19 protein-coding genes and 1 pseudogene are annotated in these 19,022 nt (G+C 70.8%); 10 read left to right on the top strand and 10 right to left on the bottom strand.

The window, feature by feature from the left end; all coding sequences use genetic code 11:
• The 4 genes and pseudogenes from E1288_RS39845 to E1288_RS39830 all read left to right on the top strand — a co-directional run.
• The coding region (locus tag E1288_RS39845; RefSeq protein ID WP_207954815.1) for a transposase at nt 1–224 on the top strand (224 nt) is incomplete at its 5' end.
• Between the two features lie 159 nt (nt 225–383).
• Nucleotides 384–1,208: pseudogene (locus E1288_RS39840) on the top strand (GlxA family transcriptional regulator); the annotation flags it as partial.
• A 25-nt stretch (nt 1,209–1,233) separates the two neighbouring features.
• A complete protein-coding gene (locus tag E1288_RS39835) occupies nt 1,234–1,794 on the top strand; it encodes a TetR/AcrR family transcriptional regulator (protein WP_132493860.1) in 561 nt (186 codons plus the stop codon).
• 81 nt (nt 1,795–1,875) lie between these two features.
• Nucleotides 1,876–2,538, top strand: coding sequence for a DUF4232 domain-containing protein (locus tag E1288_RS39830; protein ID WP_132493859.1), 663 nt, complete (start codon nt 1,876–1,878; stop codon nt 2,536–2,538).
• 52 nt (nt 2,539–2,590) lie between these two features.
• Here the strand turns inward: E1288_RS39830 and E1288_RS39825 are convergent, their stop codons facing one another.
• Nucleotides 2,591–4,312, bottom strand: coding sequence for a hydantoinase B/oxoprolinase family protein (locus E1288_RS39825; protein ID WP_132493858.1), 1,722 nt, complete (start codon nt 4,310–4,312; stop codon nt 2,591–2,593).
• Complete coding sequence (locus tag E1288_RS39820) at nt 4,309–6,402, bottom strand: hydantoinase/oxoprolinase family protein (RefSeq protein ID WP_132493857.1); 2,094 nt, start codon at nt 6,400–6,402, stop codon at nt 4,309–4,311. Before E1288_RS39820 ends, E1288_RS39825 begins: the two co-directional genes overlap by 4 nt.
• Before the next feature lie 161 nt (nt 6,403–6,563).
• Between E1288_RS39820 and E1288_RS39815 the strand changes: the two genes are divergently transcribed.
• The 3 genes from E1288_RS39815 to E1288_RS39805 all read left to right on the top strand — a co-directional run bounded on the left by E1288_RS39815 (nt 6,564) and on the right by E1288_RS39805 (nt 9,405).
• Nucleotides 6,564–7,205 carry a GntR family transcriptional regulator gene (locus E1288_RS39815; protein ID WP_132493856.1) on the top strand — a complete coding sequence of 214 codons (642 nt, stop codon included), beginning with the start codon at nt 6,564–6,566 and terminating at the stop codon, nt 7,203–7,205.
• Nucleotides 7,206–7,533: 328 nt separating this feature from the next.
• On the top strand, nt 7,534–8,829 hold the full coding sequence (locus E1288_RS39810) for an RNA-guided endonuclease InsQ/TnpB family protein (RefSeq protein ID WP_207954814.1): 1,296 nt from the start codon (nt 7,534–7,536) through the stop codon (nt 8,827–8,829).
• Between the two features lie 78 nt (nt 8,830–8,907).
• Entirely contained in the window at nt 8,908–9,405 is a 498-nt protein-coding gene (locus E1288_RS39805; protein WP_235884133.1) for a D-glutamate cyclase family protein, read from the top strand.
• Here the strand turns inward: E1288_RS39805 and E1288_RS39800 are convergent, their stop codons facing one another.
• The 8 genes from E1288_RS39800 to E1288_RS39765 form a co-directional block, all read right to left on the bottom strand.
• Nucleotides 9,406–10,683: a glycoside hydrolase family protein gene (locus E1288_RS39800; protein WP_408014308.1), complete on the bottom strand. Its 1,278-nt coding sequence runs from the start codon at nt 10,681–10,683 to the stop codon at nt 9,406–9,408.
• A 597-nt stretch (nt 10,684–11,280) separates the two neighbouring features.
• On the bottom strand, nt 11,281–11,715 hold the full coding sequence (aroQ, locus tag E1288_RS39795) for a type II 3-dehydroquinate dehydratase (protein ID WP_132493853.1): 435 nt from the start codon (nt 11,713–11,715) through the stop codon (nt 11,281–11,283).
• Nucleotides 11,712–12,821, bottom strand: coding sequence for a 3-dehydroquinate synthase (aroB, locus tag E1288_RS39790; protein ID WP_132493852.1), 1,110 nt, complete (start codon nt 12,819–12,821; stop codon nt 11,712–11,714). Before aroB ends, aroQ begins: the two co-directional genes overlap by 4 nt.
• 27 nt (nt 12,822–12,848) lie before the next feature.
• On the bottom strand, nt 12,849–13,373 hold the full coding sequence (locus tag E1288_RS39785; RefSeq protein WP_132493851.1) for a shikimate kinase: 525 nt from the start codon (nt 13,371–13,373) through the stop codon (nt 12,849–12,851).
• Nucleotides 13,373–14,578, bottom strand: a complete 1,206-nt coding sequence (aroC, locus tag E1288_RS39780) for a chorismate synthase (RefSeq protein ID WP_132493850.1) — start codon at nt 14,576–14,578, stop codon at nt 13,373–13,375. Before aroC ends, E1288_RS39785 begins: the two co-directional genes overlap by 1 nt.
• A 201-nt stretch (nt 14,579–14,779) precedes the next feature.
• On the bottom strand, nt 14,780–15,391 hold the full coding sequence (locus E1288_RS39775; RefSeq protein ID WP_132493849.1) for a prepilin peptidase: 612 nt from the start codon (nt 15,389–15,391) through the stop codon (nt 14,780–14,782).
• 166 nt (nt 15,392–15,557) lie between these two features.
• Nucleotides 15,558–16,013, bottom strand: a complete 456-nt coding sequence (locus tag E1288_RS39770) for a PTS sugar transporter subunit IIA (protein WP_132493848.1) — start codon at nt 16,011–16,013, stop codon at nt 15,558–15,560.
• Entirely contained in the window at nt 16,010–16,246 is a 237-nt protein-coding gene (locus tag E1288_RS39765) for a glucose PTS transporter subunit EIIB (RefSeq protein WP_132493847.1), read from the bottom strand. The genes E1288_RS39770 and E1288_RS39765 overlap by 4 nt, the downstream gene beginning before the upstream one ends.
• A 272-nt stretch (nt 16,247–16,518) precedes the next feature.
• Here E1288_RS39765 and E1288_RS39760 point away from each other — a divergent pair, with 272 nt between their 5' ends.
• The 3 genes from E1288_RS39760 to E1288_RS39750 are packed head-to-tail and all read left to right on the top strand — an operon-like array spanning nt 16,519 to nt 18,963.
• Complete coding sequence (locus E1288_RS39760; RefSeq protein ID WP_408014307.1) at nt 16,519–17,391, top strand: GntR family transcriptional regulator; 873 nt, start codon at nt 16,519–16,521, stop codon at nt 17,389–17,391.
• Nucleotides 17,388–18,650, top strand: coding sequence for a PTS transporter subunit EIIC (locus E1288_RS39755; protein WP_132493846.1), 1,263 nt, complete (start codon nt 17,388–17,390; stop codon nt 18,648–18,650). The genes E1288_RS39760 and E1288_RS39755 overlap by 4 nt, the downstream gene beginning before the upstream one ends.
• Before the next feature lie 43 nt (nt 18,651–18,693).
• On the top strand, nt 18,694–18,963 hold the full coding sequence (locus E1288_RS39750; RefSeq protein ID WP_132493845.1) for an HPr family phosphocarrier protein: 270 nt from the start codon (nt 18,694–18,696) through the stop codon (nt 18,961–18,963).
• Nucleotides 18,964–19,022: the final 59 nt, after the last annotated feature.

Raw genomic sequence — 19,022 nt, 5'->3', positions numbered from 1 at the left:
ACGAGTTGCGCGACATGGGGATCGACCCGCAGATCGCCGAACGCGGAACCGGCCACGGCTCCGGACTCGGCGTGATCAGGTGGGTCGTCGAGCGCACGATCGCCTGGTACCACGGCATGCGACGCCTCCGCATCCGCTGGGAACGCCGCGACGACATCCACGAAGCGTTCCTCGGCCTGGCCACCTGCATCATCTGCTACCGACACATCAAGACCCTTTGTTAGGAACCCTAAAGAGTGTTTCAGAAGGGGTTTGCGTAGCGGTGCGGGTGGCGGAACCTCAGACGCCTTCTCGCTGTGGGATCCCCGACATCATGAATGCCAATTCACCACGTCGGGGCTGTCCTCGCGAGAAAGACGTCTGAGAACCCGCGGCGGTGCAAGTTGAATCCCACACCGCAAGCGGCTACCGCCGCTTATAAAACCGAGCCTGGCCCGCACCGAATCGCCGTCCTGGGCCTCTCCGACGTCGTCGGCTTCGACCTGGCGATCGCCCCGCAGATCTTCTCCGGAGCCCGCGACGAGAACGGCGAGCCGCTCTACGACATCCAGGTCTGCAGCCTCGACGGCGGCCCGATCAGCACCACCAAGGGCTTCTCGATCCTGCCCGGGGCCAGCCCGGACTTCCTGGCCGCGCCGGACACGCTGATCATCCCGGGCACCTACGTCGAAGGGCCGTGCACGGACGGCAGCCTGTCCCCCGAACTCGCCGGCTACCTGGCCGGATTGCCCGGCACCACGCGGATCATGTCGATCTGCACCGGCGCGTTCGTGCTCGCGGCGGCGGGCCTGCTCGACGGCCGCCCGGCCACCACGCACTGGGCGCACGCGGCGCGCTTCCGGCGGCTGTACCCGCGGGTGGAGCTGCACCCGGACGTGCTCTTCGTGGACGACGGCGACGTGCTGACCTCGGCCGGCGTGGCCGCCGGGATCGACCTGTGCCTGCACGTGCTCCGCCGCGACCACGGCAGCGAGGTGGCCAACCGCGCGGCCCGGTCCTGCGTCGTGCCGCCGTGGCGGGACGGCGGCCAGTCCCAGTTCATCGAGCGGCCGCTGCCGGAGACCAGCGGCTCCGGCACCGCGCCCACCCGGGCGTGGCTGCTGGAACGGCTCGCCGAGCCGCTCACCCTGGACGACGCGGCGGCGCACGCCGGGATGAGCGTGCGAACCTTCACCCGCCGGTTCCGGGAGGAGACCGGCACCAGCCCGTGAAATCGTCTTTTAAGGTTGGGCCATGGGTAGGAAGCCGATGGCGCGTCCGGGCGGACGCAGCGCCCGGGTCCAGGAGGCGGTGCACAACGCCGTGCGCGAGCTCGAGACCGAGGTGGGCCGGGACGCGCTGACGGTTCCGCTGGTGGCATCCCGCGCCGGGGTCACGCCGTCGACGATCTACCGCCGCTGGGGCGACCTGCAGGAGTTGCTGTCGGACGTGGCGGTCGAGCGGCTGCGCCCCGAGACTCCGCCGGAGGACCGGGGCGCCCTGGCCGCCGACCTGACGGGCTGGGCCGAGCAGTTCCTGGAGGAGATGACCTCTCCCCCGGGCCGCGCCTACATCCGCGACGCGCTGCTCGGCGACCCGGACGGCAGCAACGCCGGTCAGTGCTCGGCCTACGCTGCCGAGCAGATCGACGTCATCCTCGCCCGCGCGGCCGAACGCGGCGAGAGCGCGCCCGGCACGGAGGCGGTCGTCGACCACGTCGTCGCCCCCATGATGTACCGCATCCTGTTCCGCCCCAGCGGTCTCGACACCGCCTACGCCCGCGGGCTGGTGGCCGGGCTCCTCGGCGACCGCTGATCACAGATCGAACAACTCCGGCAACCACACCGGCGACCGCGCGTCCTACGGCCGACATTGGTGCACGGAGAGGCGGAATCGATGGTTCGAGCGAGGATTCTCGCGGTCGCGGCGGCTGCGCTGACGGTCGGGCTGGCGGCCTGCAGCGCCGGCGGATCGAACGCGGACGGACCGGGATCGGTCATCCAGGACCCGCCCGCGAACTCGGCTCCCGCCGAGTCGACGTCGACCGACTCCGGCACGCCCGCGGAGACCACGGCCCCAGCCGCCGGCTCGACGACCGCGCGGCCGGATCAGCAACCCGACAGCGGGCTCTGCAAGGCCCCGGATCTCCAGCTGTCGTTCGGCAAGGGCGGCGCGGCGGCCGGCACCGCCTACCGCCCGCTGATCTTCACCAACACCAGCGGCCACCGGTGCGTGATCCAGGGATTCCCGGGCGTGTCCTACGTCGGCGGCAACGACGGGCACCAGGTCGGCGCGGCCGCCTCCCGGGTCGACGAGAAGGGCCCGCCGATCACCCTCGAGCCCGGCGAGCAGGCCTCCGCCGTGATCGGATATGTGGCGGTCGAGAACTACGAACCCGAGAACTGCCGTCCGGAGCCGGTTCGCGGCCTGCGGATCTACCCGCCGCAGGAAACCGCGTCCATGTACATCGAGTTCGACTACGCCGAAACCGGCTGCACCAACGACAAAGTGCACCAGCTCTCCGTGCAGACGATGAAGCCGGGCCGCGGCGACCGATGATCCGCGGGCGATGGGCGCTTTCGAGCAATCCCGAAGGCGCCCATCATCCGGGTCAACGGCGCGGCGTCACGCTCCGGACGCGGTAGGAATCGGGCGGCCGCACCAGCGCGTCCGGGTCGCCGGTGTACTCGATCTCCACGCCGTAGAGCTCGCGCGCGGCGTCGATGCTCACGTAGCCGTTGACGACGTCGTCGAGAACGCGGTCGACCGGCCGGGCCTCCGGATGGCCGTAGCCGCCCCCGCCCGGGAAGCGCAGCCGCACCCGGGAGTCGGCGCCGAGTCGGACGAGCTGCTTGCGCGGCAGCTCCCGGCCGGTGCTCGCGTCGACGAATTCCCCTGCCGCGCCGGCAGATCCGGACTGCGCACCGGCGGCCGGGAACTCGACGCGGTCGATGTTCGCGTTCACGGTCCAGCCGTGCGGCCCGTGCCGCGACACCTCCACCGATTGCCCCAGCCCGCCGCGGAACCGCCCCGCACCACCGGAATCCGGCCGCAGCTCCCGGCGCCACTGCACCAGCGGCGTCAGGGTTTCCAGCACCTCGGTCGGCGCGGCGCGCACCCCGGTCGGGAAGCCGGTGGTGTTCAGCCCGTCCTTGTCCGGCCGCGCGCCGGTCCCGCCCGCGCCGAAGACCGTCAGCGTGAACGGCTGCGGCTCGTCGATGCCTGCGCCGCGCCACACCGTCATCCACAGGGCGTCCGCGCTCACCGCCGGCAGACCACCGGTCACGGCCGGGCGGAGCGCCTCGAAGAGCAGGCTGGGCAGGAAGTGCCCGACGAGGTGGCGGGAGGCAACGGGCGCGGGTTCGACGCAGTTGAGCACCGAACCGCGCGGCGCGGCCACCTCGACCGGCCGGAACGACCCGGCGTTGTGCGGCACCTCCGGCGCCAGCGCCGCCTTGATCGCGAACGACGTGTACGCCCGGGTGTAGTTGAGCACCACGTTGACGCCGTGCGGGGACTGCGGCGACGAACCCGCGTAGTCGACGCGGACGGCGTCGCCGTCGACGGTCACCGCGACCGCCAGGTGGATCGCGTCGCCGTCGAAGCCGTCCGAGTCCATGCTCGTCGAGTACGTGCCGTCCGGGATCTCCCGCAGCGCCGCGCGCAGCGCCTGCTCGGAGCGCAGCATGATCTCGGCGGCGACCTCGTCGATGCCGTCGAGGCCGAATTCGTCCAGCATCCGGTCGAGGCTGCGGATGCCGACCTGGTTGGCCGACACCTGCGCGTAGATGTCGCCCATCGTCTCGTTCGGCGTCCGCACGTTCGCCCGGACCAACCGCTCCAGCGTCCTATTAGGACCTTCCGCGGTCCGCAGCTTCAGGATCGGCAGCCGCAGCCCCTCCTCGAAGACCTCGGTGGCCGCCGCGGACAGGATCCGGCCGCCGATGTCCGGCGAGTGGCAGCAACTCGCGAACCACGCGATCAGCGTTCCGCCCCGGAACACCGGGGTGGCGATGGTGATGTCGTTGATCTGCCCCGAGGTCATCCACGGGTCGTTGGTGATCAGCACGTCGCCGTCGGCCAGGACCTCGGGCGGGTATTCGGCGACGATGTGCCGCATCCCGGTGGCCATCGCGTTGATGTGCCCGGGAGTGCCGCCGCTGGACTGCCCCACCATCTCCCCCGCCGAGTTGAACACGGCGCAGGCCAGGTCCAGGGATTCGCGCACCACCGGGCTGAACGCGGTGTGCACGAGGGCGGCCTGCTGCTCGTCGAGCAGCGAGTGCAGCCGGTTGGCGACCAGGCCGACCAGCACCGGATCGACGCGGCTCATCGGGAACCTCCCACGGCGAACTCGACGAAGATGCTGCTGTCGGCCTCGACGGTGCAGCGCGCACCGGGCGGGACGAGCAGCGTCGCTTCCCGCTCCTCCACCAGCGCGGGCCCGGCCAGCACCGCGCCAGCGCGCAGCCGGTGCCGGTCGTAGACCGGCGTCGGCGCGTAGCCGCCAGGCGGGAAGTAGGCATCGCGGTGCCCGATCAGCGCGTCCTGACCATCCGAAGTGGACTCGAAGCCGAGCCGGGCGGGCGGTTCAGGGCCGCGCGCGGTGACCCGCCAGGTGAGCAGTTCCGGCTCGACGCCGGTGGGGGCGACCGTGCCGAAGCGCTGCGCGTACTGCCGCCGGAAGCTCTCCAGCACCTCGTCGCGCCAGCCGTCGCCGACCGGCGGGACCGGCACCTCGATCTCGCTGCCCTGCCCCACGAACCGCATCTCCAGCGTCCGCTCGTGGACGACGTCGGCGACCGCGACACCGGACGCGGTCAGCACCTCGGTGCCTTCGCGTTCCATCTCCGCGAACAGCGCCCGCGAGTCGTCGAGCCCGATCTCACCGAGCAGCGCGTGCCGGGAGCGGACGATGTCGATCGACATCGGCGCGGACAGGAAGCCCAGCGCGCTGAGTACTCCGGCGGCCGGCGGCGCGACCATCGACGGCGACCCGAGCGCCCGCGCCACGCCCGGGCCGTGCAGCGGCCCGTTGCCGCCCGAGACGAACAGCGGCAGCCGGCCCGGATCCTGGCCGCGCTCGATGGCGTGCACCCGGGCGGCGTTGGCCATGTTCTCGTTCGCCGTGGTGTGGATGCCCCACGCCGCCTCCGGGACGGACACGCCCAGCCGGTCCGCGACCTGTTCCCGGATCGCCGCCTCGGCGGCCGCCGCGTCCAACGGCATGTCACCGCCCAGGAACCGGGCCGGGTCGAGGTAGCCGAGCACGACGTCCGCATCGGTGACGGTGCACCGCGTGCCGCCGCGCCCGTAGCTCACCGGACCGGGTTCCGAGCCCGCCGAGTCGGGGCCGACGGTGATCAGGCCGAGCGGGTCGACGCGGGCGATCGAGCCGCCGCCGGTGCCGATCTCGATCATGTCGATCACCGGCGCCCGCACCGGCAGCCCGGAACCGGCACGCAGCCGGTACACCCGGTCCACTTCGAAGGTGTGGGTGATCAGCGGGCGGTCCTGCTCGATCATGCAGAGCTTCGCGGTGGTGCCGCCCATGTCGAAGGCCAGCTGGTCCGGCCGCCGCGCGGTCCGGCCGAACGCGACGGCGCCCAGCGCACCGCCCGCCGGCCCCGACTCCAGCATCCGGATGGGGAACCGCCGCGCCACCTCGATCGCCGCGACGCCGCCGTTGGACAGCATGATCAGCGGATCGGTGCGCACCCCGAGCCCGCCGAGCCGGGCGCGCAGGTCCGCGAGGTAGTTCTCGACGAGTTGCTGCACGTAGACGTTCGCGAGGGTGGTGGAGCTCCGCTCGTACTCCCGGATCTCCGGGTTCACCTCGCTGGACAGCGCCACCCGCAGCTCCGGCGCGGCGGCTTCGAGGATCTCCCTGGCCTGCCGCTCGTGCTCGCCGTTGGTGTGGCTGTGCAGGAAGCAGACGGCGACGGCTTCGACCCCGGCGGCGGCGAGTTCGACGCCGAGCTGCTTGACCGCGCCCGCGTCCAGCGGCGTCACCACCGCGCCGTCGGCGCGAACCCGTTCCCGCACGCCGAACCGCAGGTGCCGGGGCACGAGCGGGCGTGGCAGTTCGAGCCCGAGGTCGTAGAGCTCGTACCGGTGTTCGCGGCCCATCTCGACCACGTCGCGGAAGCCTTCGGTGGTGAGCAGCGCGGTGCGGGCGCCGCGGCGCTCGATCAGCGCGTTGGTCACCAGGGTCGTGCCGTGCACGACGGTCGCGATGCCGGCCGGGTCGAGCCCGTGATCCGCTATTGCCTGCCGCAGCACCGCTTCGACCGCTGCGGCGGGCTCGTGATGGGTGGTCAGCGCCTTGCCCACGGCGACGATCCCGCTGTCGTCGAGGACCGCCAGGTCGGTGAAGGTGCCGCCGATGTCCACCCCGACCCGCAGCGCACGTGAATCTGCCATTGGAACCCTCCGGTTCGACGGGGAGCGCGCAATCCGGGACAGTACGGATCGTCAGACGATCTGGCAACGGATCGTCAGACGATCTGGCAGGGACCACGGAGCCCGCCGGGTAAACTGCACGAACCGCGCGCGCCCGCCGCGGCCGGACGAAGGGGACCCACGTGACCGACACGAGCGGCGCCGCGAGCCGGGTGGCCGACGCGCTGCGCGCCGAGATCGCCACCGGCGAGCTCGTGCCCGGCATGCGGCTGTCCGAAGAACGCGTCAAGCAGGCGCACGGCGTCTCCCGCAGCACGCTGCGCGAGGCGTTCCGGCTGCTGATCCGGGAGCGGCTGCTGGTCCACGAGCTCAGCCGCGGCGTCTTCGTCCGGCAGCTCTCCCGGCAGGACGTCACCGACCTCTACGAGGTGCGCCGGGTCATCGAATGCGCTGCCCTGCGGCACATCAGCAGCCTCGAACCGGCCGGGCTGCGCCGCCTTTCCGCCGCGATCTCCGATGGCCGCGAGGCCGCCGAGAAGGGCCACTGGGACGACGTCGCGGCTGCCAGCATCAGGTTCCACGAGGCGCTCGTCGCGCTGGCCGGCAGCGCGCGGCTGGACGCGGTGGTCGGCGAGATCCTCGCCGAGTTCCGGCTGGCCTACGCGCACATGAAGGACACCCAGGTGTTCCACTCGGCATTCCTCAAGCGCAACGAGGAGATCGCCGACGCGCTGCGCTCCGGCGACGTGGAGGGCGCGGCGACCCTGCTGGACGCCTACCTCGTCGACGCCGAAGAAGCACTGCAGAAACACTTCGTCGACTGACGAACAGCGAGCCGATGACGCGGCACGCCTTGATTATCGTCTGACTTTCTTCTTGACTCTGTGGGTGCTGGCGCTATCCGACGTTTAGACGGCGCTCGCACTCGCATACCAGTCTTGTCGACCTACATCATCAGTCTTTTACCACCGAACACGTTTCGGGCTACGGGATTGGCTACGGCTTGGGCGGCGTTCGTCCCGGTTCCTTCTCGGCCGATTGGGCTCCACCTAGCAACACGGGAGCAAAATCCCGACCTTCCGGACACCAGGCTGGCGGACAGGACTGTCAGTCCTCAAAGCTAGGGTGATCTTCGTGAGAGCGAACACTGCGATGAAGTTCCGCCTGCATCCCGACCGGATGCAGGCGGAACGGCTCACGTCGTGGTCGCACACCAGCCGGGCGGTATGGAACATCGCACTCGCACAACGCATCTGGGCGTACCGCTCCGCGCAGCGGAAAGCGGTGCGGGCCGTGGCGCAGTGCGCGGAGCTGACCGAAGCCCGTCGGGAACATGCTTGGCTTCGAGACCTGCCCGCCCAGTGCGCCCAACAGGTGCTCCAGCAGCTCGACGCGGCCTACGACAACTTCTGGAACCCGGCACATCCAGCACGGTTTCCTCAGTTTAAGAAGAAGTCGCACCGACAGAAGATCACCTTCCCTGGTCAGGCTGTGCGGGTGCATAAGGTGTCGCGCCGGATGGCACAGGTGAAACTGCCGAAGATCGGGTGGGTACGGTTCCGGCTGTCCCGTCCGATCAACGGCACGGTGCGCAACGCAACCGTCAGCCGAGATGGTTTGGGCTGGCATGTCACGTTCGGCATCCATATGCCCGAACTCGAGCAACCGCCGGTGAACACTGGCATGCCGATCGGGGTGGATGTGGGAATCGCCTGCTCGGTGTTTGTGTCCAACGAGCATCACGAGCGCCAGCGACCCGACACGATCGTCGAAGACGAGCAGAATCGGCTGCGTGGTTTGGAACAGCGCAAGGCCCGACAGCTCACGTATGCCAAAAAGCACAACGGAGGCAAGTACTCCAATCGACTGCGAAAAACAATCGGCCAAATCGCAGCTCTGAAGGCTCGGCAGGCTCGCCGCCGTGCGGACTGGAACCACAAGCTCACCACCGATCTGACCAAAAACCACGGCATGATCGCGGTGGAGGATTTGAAGGTCCGCAACATGCTCCGCTCAGCGAAGGGAACGATCGAGCTGCCCGGAGCAAACGTGGCCCAGAAGTCCGGGCTAAACCGAAGAATTGCCGATCAAGGATGGCACCAGATCCGCCGCCAGCTCGAATACAAGACCCGCCGGCACGGCGGTGTCTTGGTCGTAGTGGCGGCTCCGGGGTCGTCGCAGACCTGCAACGAGTGTGGCGTGCGCGACCCGAAATCGCGGCACGGTTGCGGCAGGTTGTTTGCATGCACAGCCTGCGGGCACACTGAACATGCCGATCGCAACGCCGCGCACATTATCCTTGACCGAGCCCTTTGCACCGCCGGATGGGCGGGGCCTGCTGGAAGCGGTTCCACCAGGCCGCAGAGCACGCGCAGTCCCCAGAAGGGGCGAGGCACCCTCACAGGTAGCCGGATGCGTGAACCAACCTCCTCAGTCACCGCAACTTGACGAGGCGGAATCTTCCTCCATTAGGCGGGAGAGGACATCAAGCGTTCTACATGCTGGGAATTACTTCAGTCTTCCGAAGTGGACTCCGTGCGCGAGCTCTGGCGCGACGACTTCGTCGCCTTCCTGCTCGGTTGCAGCTTCAGCGCGGAGGAACGGCTGCTCGCCGCCGGGGTCCGGCTGCGCCACCTGGAAACCGGCGGGAACGTGCCGATGTTCCGCACGTCGCTGCGCTGCCGACCGGTCGGCCGGTTCCACGGGCCGGTGGTGGTGTCCATGCGGGCGATCAGGCGATCCGAGGTGGAGCGCGCCATCGCCGTGACAGCCGAGCTGCCGTTCGCGCACGGCGCGCCGCTGCACGTCGGCGACCCGGCGGAGATCGGCATCACCGATCCGTCCACACCGGACTGGGGCGACCCGATGCCGCTCGAAGCCGACGAGGTCCCGGTGTTCTGGGCGTGCGGTGTCACCCCGCAGGCGGTGCTCGCCGAGGCGCGCCCGGAGCTGGCGATCACGCACGCGCCCGGTTACATGTTCCTGACCGACCTGCGGGTCGCGGACCTGGTAGCCGGGCGCTGATCAGCGGCGGAGATCGCCGGCCGGGGTGTGCGCGTCCCACTCCTGCTGGGAGACGTCGGTGATCGGCGAACCGTTCGCGGCCGCGACCTCCGCGGTCACCGTCCACAGTCGACCCTTGTCGTCGAGCAGGCCGACCGCGCCCTGCGGGGACCGCAGGGCGGGTGCCGCGGAACGGATGGTGCCTGCCACCGGGAGCTCGTCCAACGCGGGCACCCGCTCGTCGAGAACCCTCGTGACCAGCTGCTCGGCGACGGAGCGGCGCTCGACGCGGACCCGCCGGCCGTCCCGCACTACGTCCACGGTGCGGGCCGGGGACGGCACCGCGAACCCGTCGAGGACCGCCGCTGCCTGCGCGGTCGTCCGGCACCCGTCGGCGCCGGCGACGTCGATGCCGAAGTGGCGGATCTCGGTCGGCGACGGAAGCTCCGCAGTGGCGCGGAGAACGTCCACCGGAACCGTGCCGCACGGGTCCGATGTGGACACCGGGGCGTGCCCATCGGGGCCGCGGACCAGACCCGGTCCTTCCCGCCAGGGGCCGGGCACGACCACCGGCGCGTAGGGGTGGCGGGTGAAAACCCGGTCCCAGAAGGTGATCGTGGTGCCCGCCGAGGTCTGGTGGGCGATCGCGAACGCGTCCAGCGCCGGAACCCACATCCAGTCCGCGCTGAAGGCGTCGACCACCGAACGCGAACGCTGCGCGCCCGCCGGCTGGAAACCCCGCTCCGTCAACGCCTGCAGCTGGTCGGTGAACTCGGGATTGCGCGCGCGGAGCACGAACTGGCCCGCGCCGTTCCAGCCCGCGCCGGACGCCGTGGTGTCGGTGAACATCAGGTAGAACCAGCCGTCCAGATACAGCGCGGACGGCTGGCCCGCGCCGTAGACGTTCTCCCGGTTCACCTCGCGGGAAGCCAGGACGATCGGCCTGCCGCCGGCCTCCCGCCGCCAGGCCAGGCCGTCCTCGCTGCTGGCCACCCCTATGGCGTTGCCGTGCGCGTGATCCCCCGCCGCGCCGGTGTAGTACAGGTAGTAGCGGCCGTCGACCCGCAGCACCGACGGATCGCAGGTGTGCATGCCGTCGAACGCGCCGGGCTGGCCGGTGAAGACCGGCACCGCGGGCGCGCCGCCGGCGGCGAAGAACGGGCCGTCGGGGCTGCCCGACTCGGCCGTCAGGATGTCGTCGCCGGGCGGGCCGACCCCGGGCAGCTGGCTGCACCACCAGGTGCGGTACTTCCCGCCCTCCACGAGCACGGTCGGGCCGTAGTTGTACGGCGCGGGCATCCCGCCCGCCGCCACCACCCCGGCGCTGCCGCGCTCGCCGCCGACATCCAACTCGACCGGGTCCTTCGGCGGCTCGACCCGCTTCTCCGCCTGCGGCGGTGGGCCGGGCGCGCCCTCGACCTGCGTACAACCCGACAGCAACGCGACGGCGGCCAGCGCGGCTGACCAGCGCAGCCCGATCCGATCCCTCACCGATGCTCCCCCCCCAGACCCGCGCCGACACCGAGGTGAAGGGCACCTGCACCCAACTTAGATCCCGAACGGACCGAGGCACGTCCAGTTCGTGAGTGTTTTGGATCGCTATGGAGGCTGTTTGAGGGCTCGTTTGCGCAGTGGCGCATCCTCGTTGGCTGGTGTGGAGTGAACGACCTGTTCGCCTCGATAGGCGAGGTGAACGGTCCGTTCGCTTCATCCATCCGACGTCGGCGGGCACCAGCTGGTGTGGAGTGAACGGCCCGTTCGTCCCGATAGGCGAGGTGAACAGGCCGTTCGCTTCACCGCTTTGAAGGCACAAGCCGCCCTACCACGACCCACACCACCACATCGGAAACAGCCTCTACAGCAGCCCAAAACACTCACGACCCCGAACCGCGAGAACTAGTCGCGCGCCTTGTCGGCCAGCCAGCGGATGGCCAGCGGGTAGCCCTCGACGCCGAGCCCGGCGATGACGGCGGTGGACACCGCCGACAGGTAGCTGACGTGCCGGAACTCCTCGCGCTTGTGCACGTTGGAGATGTGCAGCTCGATCAGGTCGGCGGCGAGCTGCGCCGCCGCGTCGCGCACCGCGATCGAGTAGTGCGTCCACGCGCCCGCGTTGAGCACCACCGGCCACTGCTCGTCGGCGGCCTCGTGCAGCCACTGGACCATCTCGCCCTCGTGGTCGGTCTGCCGGACCTCCACCTCGACGCCCAGCTCCGCGCCCGCGCGCTCGCACATCCCGACCAGGTCGGCGTAGGTCGTGCTGCCGTAGACCGACGGCTCCCGCTTGCCCAGCCGACCGAGGTTCGGCCCGTTGAGGACGAGCACCTTCACAGCAGCACCTCCGAGCCCGACTTGGCCTCGCCGCCGGTGACCGCCGAGTACGCGGCGGCGATCAGCGACGGGTCCGGGCCCTCCAGGCGGCCGGGCTTGGCGAGGCCGTCCAGGACGACGAACCGCAGCACCCCGGACCGGGTCTTCTTGTCCACCCGCATCGCCTCCAGCAGCTGGCCGAGCGCGTTCGGGTCGTAGCTGGTGGGCAGGCCGAGCAGGTCGAGGACCCGCTTGTGCCGGTCGGCGGTCTCGTCGTCCAGCCGCCCGGCGAGCCGGGCCAGCTCCGCGGCGAACACCAGCCCGACGCTGACCGCCGCGCCGTGCCGCCAGCGGTAGCGCTCCCGGCGCTCGATGGCGTGGGCCAGGGTGTGGCCGTAGTTGAGCACCTCGCGCAGGTGCGATTCCTTCAGGTCCGCGGCGACCACGTCGGCCTTGACCTGGATCGACCGGCGCACCAGCTCGCCCAGCACGTCACCGGCCGGGTCAGTCGCCACCGCCGGGTCGGCCTCGATGAGGCGCAGGATCTCCGGGTCGGCGATGAAGCCCGCCTTGACGATCTCGGCCATGCCGGCGACGAGCTCGTTGCGCGGCAGCCCCTCCAGCGTCGCCAGGTCTGCCAGCACCAGGCTCGGCTCATGGAACAGCCCGACGAGGTTCTTGCCCGCGTCGGTGTTGATGCCGGCCTTGCCGCCGACCGCGGCGTCCACCATGCCCAGCAGCGTCGTCGGCACGTGCACCACGCGCACGCCGCGCATCCAGGTCCCGGCGACGAACCCGGCGAGGTCGGTGACCGCACCGCCGCCGAAGGACACCACGACGCCGTTGCGGTCCATGCCGACCTTGCCGAGGACTTCCCAGCAGAACCCGGCCACCTGCAGGCTCTTGCCGTCCTCGGCGTCCGGGATCTCCACCCGGTGCGCGTCCACGCCGGCCGCGGCCAGCTCGTCGCGCACGGCTTCCACGGTGTTGGTGATGGTGGGCTGGTGCACCAGCGCCACCACCGATGCGTCGCGCAGGAAGTCGACGAGCTCGCCGAGCAGTCCCCGGCCGACCACGACGTCGTAGGGCTGCTGACTGGCCACCCTGATCCGCACCGGCTCGGTCATCATCGTCCCTTCGGGCTTCAGTTCTGATCAGTTGGACGGCGTGCTGCTCGCGGCGAGCGCGGCGGCGACCTGCTCCACGACCTCGCCGGTCGTCACGTGGTCGGTGGCGATCTCGACGGACGCCACCGAGCGGTAGATGGGCAGCCGCGCGTCCAGCAGCGCCTTGAAGGTGGCGCGCGGGTTCACCCCGGCCAGCAGCGGCCGCGCGGTGGACAGCCCGACGCGCTTGGCGCCCTCGGCCAGGCCCACGGACAGGAAGACGACCGGGTGCCCGCCCAGCCGCTCGCGGGTGAGCTCGGACAGCACCGAGCCGCCGCCGAGCGCCAGCACGCCGTCGTGCTCGCGCAGCGCCGCGGCGACCGCTTCCTCTTCCATGGCCCGGAACACGGGCTCGCCGTCGTTGGCGAAGATGTCGGAGATGGGCCGGCCCGCGGTCCGCACGATGTCGTCGTCGGTGTCCCGGAACGGCACGTCCAGGCGCTGCGCCAGCAGTCGGCCGATCGTCGTCTTGCCCGCGCCCGGCGGGCCGATCACGACGGCGCGCGGGGCCATCACCGCACCTGCCGCTTCTCGGCGCGCTCGCGCAGCGAGGCCAGGTAGCCCTCGACGTTGCGGCGGGTCTCCGGCAGCGAGTCGCCGCCGAACTTCTCCAGCACGGCCTCCGCGAGGACCAGCGCGACCATGGTCTCGGCGACGACCGCGGCGCGCGGCACCGCCGTGATGTCGGAGCGCTGGTGCATCGCCTGCGCCGGCTCGCCGGTCACCATGTCCACAGTGGCCAGTGCCCGCGGCAGGCTCGAGATCGGCTTCTTGGCGGCGCGGACGATCAGCGGCTCGCCGTTGGTGATGCCGCCCTCCAGGCCGCCGGCCCGGTTGCTGTCCCGCCGGACCCACTTGGCGCCCTGGTCCGGGTAGATCTCGTCGTGCGCCGCGCTGCCGCGCCGGTGCGCGTTGGCGAAGCCCTCGCCGATCTCGACGCCCTTGATCGCCTGGATGCTCATCAGCGCGCCGGCCAGCCGTGCGTCGAGCTTGCGGTCCCAGTGCACGTGGGAACCGATGCCCGGGGGCAGCCCGTAGGCGATGACCTCGACGACGCCGCCGAGGGTGTCGCCGTCCTTCTTCGCCGCGTCGACCTCGGCCATCATCTTCTCGGTGGCGGCGTCGCCGAAGGCGCGCACCGGGTTGTGGTCGATGGCGTCCAGATCGTCCGGGCCGGGCAGCACGTCGTGCGTGGCGTCGACGCCGCCGAGGCTGATGACGTGGCTGACGATCTCCACGCCGAGCAGCTGCCGCAGGAACTGCCGGGCGACGGTGCCGACGGCGACGCGGGCGGCGGTCTCGCGGGCGCTCGCGCGCTCCAGCACCGGCCGGGCCTCTTCGAAGCCGTACTTCTGCATCCCGGCGATGTCGGCGTGCCCGGGCCGGGGGCGGGTCAGCGGCGCGTTGCGGGCCAGCGACGACAGCACGTCCTCGTCGACCGGGTCGGCGGCCATCACCTGCTCCCACTTGGGCCACTCGGTGTTGCCGATGCGGATCGCGACCGGGCCCCCCTGGGTCCGCCCGTGCCGGATGCCGCCGATCAGCTCCAGCTCATCGGCCTCGAAGTTCATCCGGGGGCTGCGGCCAAACCCGAGTTTGCGCCGCTCCAACTGGGTCGCGATGTCGGCGGAAGTCACCTCGACTCCGGCCACCATGCCTTCCAGCACCGCAACCAGGGCGGGGCCATGCGATTCTCCAGCGGTCATCCAACGCAGCACACATAGATCCTGCCACGTTCAGTCCCCACTGAACCCGCCCGGGGGTCCTGCACAAGCTCGTTTCCAGGCTCATCCTGCGTGGCGGTGCGGGTGGCGGCCCCCCTGCGGGAGTTGCTGCGGCCTTCTCGCTGCGGGACTCCCGACATCATGAATGCCAGACCAGGGTGACCAGCGGCGACACGGCCCACGAGTTCCGCCTGCTCACGGCCACGGGGCGAAGGTGGTGACGAGCCAGGCCGGAGCGAGCATCGCGGGGCCGTGCGGGACGCCGCCGATCCTCGCCCAGAGCGCCGCCACCAGCGTCAACGCCGCCGCTGCCGCCATCACGAGCAGCACCGCCGGCAACGAGACCGCGCCCACCACGGCGCCGAGGCTGCCCGCCAGCTTCACGTCACCCGGCCCCATCGCTCCCGGCGACACCACGCGCACCAGCAGGTACGTCCCCGCGAACACCACCGCACCGGCGGCGCCGCCGAGCAGCACATCCGGCCGGGGCACCGCCGCGACGGCCAGCAGCACCGCGGCGACCGGATACGCGGGCAGGGTCAGCACATCGGGCAGCCGCGAGGCGAGCACATCGCACGCCGTCAGCAGCACCGCGAGCCAGCCGAGCAACAGGGGTACCGCCACCCACCACAACGGCATCCCGGTCGCCGCGCGCACGGCCACCACCGTCCACAGCAGACCCACCGCCATCTCGCACCACATCCGGGGCGGCCGGACACCCCTGCGCGCCGAGCACAACAAGAGCCACCCCAGCCGGCCCGCGCCGAAACCCGCTGCGCCACCGGCGATCCCGATCAACACGACCATCGCACCAGCATCGACGCGCCGACCCGGAACCCCGCGCACCTGATCCGCGAAACCGCGCGTGTCGGGAACCTCGCCGCGAACGAGCGAACGGCCTGTTCGCCTCACCTAGCGAGGCGAACAGGCCGTTCGCTTCAAAAACCTGACGCGCCGCAAGCCCGCGCGGGACTCAGGCGTCCACCGTGAACAGGGTGTCGCCCGTGACGACCTGGCCGTCCTCGCGGAGGTCCGCCAGGGCCTCCGGCGCGATGTCCAGCGCGATGACCGGGCAGATCGACGAGTAGCCGTGCGACTCCACCTCGGACGGGTCCCAGGTGACGATGCGCTGGCCGGCCTCGACGACGTCGCCCTTGGCGACGTGCAGCTCGAAGCCCTCGCCCTTCAGCTTCACCGTGTCGATGCCCAGGTGCACCAGCACCGCGGCGCCGCCGGGCGAGGCGACCACGAAGGCGTGCGGGTGCAGCGTCGCGATCGTGCCGGCCACCGGCGCGACCGCGTCGGCCCGCCCGCCGGACGGCTGCACCGCCACCCCGGGGCCCACCATGGCCTGCGAGAAGACCGGGTCGGGCACCTCGCTGAGCGCGGTGGCCAGGCCCGCCACCGGGCTGCCGACCTCCGTGCTCACCGCAGGTCCTCGATGTCCTCGGCCAGCGTGTCCGCCTCCGGGCCGACGACGACCTGCACGACGGAGCCCTGCACCATCACGCCGTGCGCCCCGGCGGCCTTCAGGGCCGCCTCGTCGATCTTCGAACCGTCTTCGACCTCGCAGCGGAGCCGCGTGATGCACGGCTCGATCTCCACCACGTTGTCCCCGCCGCCAAGTGCGGCGAGGATGGCCGCGGCCTTGTCCTGAGCCACCCCGTGCTCCCTTCGTCCTCCGACGACGCGGGCGTTGCGCACCGCGTCGCGACGATCTTGCGCCACTCGGTGTCGATGCGGCAACGAATCGCGAGCCGTCTTGACACTCGATCGCATGAAAGCGCATTGTTCGCAACCGACTGGTTTAGACCGGACAGTACCAACTCGGCCGGATCAGTGAACAGCACCGGATCCGATCCGTTCGCGATCGACCGGCGCCGGGTGCCCCCGGGCACCGGACGTCGATGTCCAGCAAGACCGATGGAGGCAGCGTGGCCGCACGGCGAACCGCGGACGGCAGTCCCCGCCCCGAGGGCGTGACTGACGTGCTGCGCGACGGCCCGACGCCGAAGCACGCCCAGCTGCGGGAAATCCTGCGCGAGCTGGCGAGCGAAGAACTGCTGCCCGGTGCGCCGGTGCCGTCGGAACGCGACCTCGCGGTGCGCTACGGCGTCTCCCGGCTCACCGTCCGCGAGGCGGTCGGGCAACTCGTCGCCGAGGGTCTGCTGGTGCGCGTCCGCGGCAAGGGCACCTTCACCACCCGGCCCCGGGTGGATTCCCAACTGCACCTCGCCTCGTTCACCGAGGACATGCGCCGCCGCGGCATGCAGCCGGAGACGGTGCTGCTCGACGCGAACGAGGCGATCCCGCCGCCGACCACCGCCGAAGCGCTCGGACTCCGGCCCGACCAGCCCGCGTACTGGCTGTACCGGCTGCGCAAGGCCGACGGTGCGCCGATGGCGGTGGAACGAGGCTGGTACCACGCCGGGCTGCTGCCCGGCCTGCTCGACCACGACCTGTCCGACTCGCTCTACACCCTGCTGGCCCGCAACTACGAGGTGCAGCTGGAAAGCGGCACGCAGACCGTGCTCGCCGAGGGCGCCGACGCCGAGACCGCGCGGCTGCTCGGCGTCCGCACCGGCAGCCCGGTCCTGGTGTTCCGCCGGATCTCCACGGCCCAGGGCCGCCCGATCGAGGACATGACTTCCTGGTACCGCGGCGACCTGTACCAGGTGACGATGCAGCTGGACCGCATCCCGAGCGGCTCCGGCCACCACCGCCCGTCCAGGCGGCCGACCGGGCCGACCGGACGCGAACATCCCGCCAGACGACCCGGTGTCCACGACACAGGAGGTAACCGATGAGTGCCAACGCCACCGCGGCGAAGGGCGACAGAAAGGGATTCGCCCTGCTGCAACGGCTCGGCCGGAGCCTGATGCTGCCGATCGCGGTCCTGCCCGCCGCCGCTCTGCTGAACCGCCTCGGCCAGGACGACCTGCTCGGCAAGGAGGGCCTCGGGGCGCTGCTGCCCTGGATGCAGCCCGTGGCCGGCGTGATCGGCGCGGCGGGCAACTCGCTGTTCAACTACCTGCCGCTGCTGTTCGCGATCGGTGTGGCGATCGGCTTCGCGAAGAAGGCCGACGGCTCCACTGCGCTGGCGGGCGCGGTCGGCTACCTGGTGCTCTCGGGCGTGCTCTGGGAGATCACCGGCACCGAGGCGGACAAGGCCTTCAACAAGGGCCCGTACGGGGTGCTCGGCGGCATCATCGCCGGGTTGACCGCGGCCTGGCTGTGGCAGCGCTACCACCGCATCAAGCTGCCCGCCTACCTGGGCTTCTTCGGCGGGCGGCGGTTCGTGCCCATCATCACGGCGTTCGCCATGGTGATCGCCGGCGTGATCATGGGCCTGCTGTTCCCGCTCTTCGACACCGCGCTGACCGCCTTCAGCGACGCGGTCACCCAGAACGCGGTGATCGGCGGCGGCATCTACGGCGTGATCAACCGGCTGCTGCTGCCGTTCGGCCTGCACCACATCCCGAACAACGTGGTCTGGTTCCTCTTCGGCGACTACCACGGTGAGAAGGGCGACATCGCCCGCTTCTTCGCCGGTGACCCGACCGCGGGCACCTTCATGACCGGCTTCTTCCCGATCTTCATGTTCGCCCTGCCCGCCGCGGCGCTGGCCATCTGGCAGTCCGCGAAGCCGTCGCAGCGCAAGGTCGTCGGCGGCATCATGATCTCGGTCGCGCTGACCTCGTTCCTCACCGGCATCACCGAGCCGCTGGAGTTCGCGTTCATCTTCGTGGCCTGGCCGCTGCTGCTGGTCCACGCGGTGCTCACCGGCACCTCGATGGCGCTGGTCAACGCCCTGGACATCCACACCGGGTTCGGGTTCTCCGCAGGCGCCATCGACTACCTGCTCAACTTCGGCATCTCGCAGAACTCGCTGTGGCTGATCCCGATCGGCCTGGGCTACGCGGTCATCTACTACTTCGTGTTCCGGTTCGTGATCACGAAGTGGAACCTGCGCACCCCGGGCCGTGAGGAGGACGACACGGAAACCACCGAGGCGAGCACGGATAATGCTGGTGAGGAAGCCAAGTCGGGCCCCGACAAGAGCTGATCCCCGGCCGGCGTTTCCCCATTCCCCCGACGAACGGAGAGCCATGTTCGAGCGACGGGTCACCGTGGCAAGCAAGGTGGGGCTGCACGCGCGGCCGGCCGCACTAGTGGCCAAGGCCGCCGCAGCGCAGCCCGTGAAGATCACGATCCGCAAGGACGACACGGAGCCGGTGGAGGCGGGCAGCATCCTGGGCCTGATGACGCTGGGCGCGGGCCACGGCGACGAGGTCGTGCTCGCGGCCGAGGGCGACGGCGCGGAAGCGGCGCTGGAGCACCTCGCCCAGCTGGTCGCCTCGGATCTAGACAACAACTGACCGGAAGAACGCGTTCGTCGCCCGCAACTTCCATTGAAATCGAACCTTCGATTTCAATG

The organism is Saccharopolyspora elongata (assembly GCF_004348985.1).
Lineage (GTDB): Bacteria > Actinomycetota > Actinomycetes > Mycobacteriales > Pseudonocardiaceae > Saccharopolyspora > Saccharopolyspora elongata.
Note: the sequence above shows the minus strand (reverse complement) of the source record. Positions and strands in the feature narration are given on the sequence as shown.

Excerpts from the sequence above, each read along its gene's own strand:
- E1288_RS39750 (WP_132493845.1), top strand. The coding sequence starts at position 18,694 with ATGTTCGAGCGACGGGTCACCGTGGCAAGCAAGGTGGGGCTGCACGCG.
- E1288_RS39825 (WP_132493858.1), bottom strand. The coding sequence starts at position 4,312 with ATGAGCCGCGTCGATCCGGTGCTGGTCGGCCTGGTCGCCAACCGGCTG.
- E1288_RS39810 (WP_207954814.1), top strand. The coding sequence starts at position 7,534 with ATGAAGTTCCGCCTGCATCCCGACCGGATGCAGGCGGAACGGCTCACG.
- E1288_RS39820 (WP_132493857.1), bottom strand. The coding sequence starts at position 6,402 with ATGGCAGATTCACGTGCGCTGCGGGTCGGGGTGGACATCGGCGGCACC.
- E1288_RS39785 (WP_132493851.1), bottom strand. The coding sequence starts at position 13,373 with ATGGCCCCGCGCGCCGTCGTGATCGGCCCGCCGGGCGCGGGCAAGACG.
- E1288_RS39800 (WP_408014308.1), bottom strand. The coding sequence starts at position 10,683 with ATGCCCGCGCCGTACAACTACGGCCCGACCGTGCTCGTGGAGGGCGGG.
- E1288_RS39775 (WP_132493849.1), bottom strand. The coding sequence starts at position 15,391 with ATGGTCGTGTTGATCGGGATCGCCGGTGGCGCAGCGGGTTTCGGCGCG.
- E1288_RS39755 (WP_132493846.1), top strand. The coding sequence starts at position 17,388 with ATGAGTGCCAACGCCACCGCGGCGAAGGGCGACAGAAAGGGATTCGCC.
- E1288_RS39835 (WP_132493860.1), top strand. The coding sequence starts at position 1,234 with ATGGGTAGGAAGCCGATGGCGCGTCCGGGCGGACGCAGCGCCCGGGTC.
- E1288_RS39830 (WP_132493859.1), top strand. The coding sequence starts at position 1,876 with ATGGTTCGAGCGAGGATTCTCGCGGTCGCGGCGGCTGCGCTGACGGTC.
- aroB (WP_132493852.1), bottom strand. The coding sequence starts at position 12,821 with ATGACCGAGCCGGTGCGGATCAGGGTGGCCAGTCAGCAGCCCTACGAC.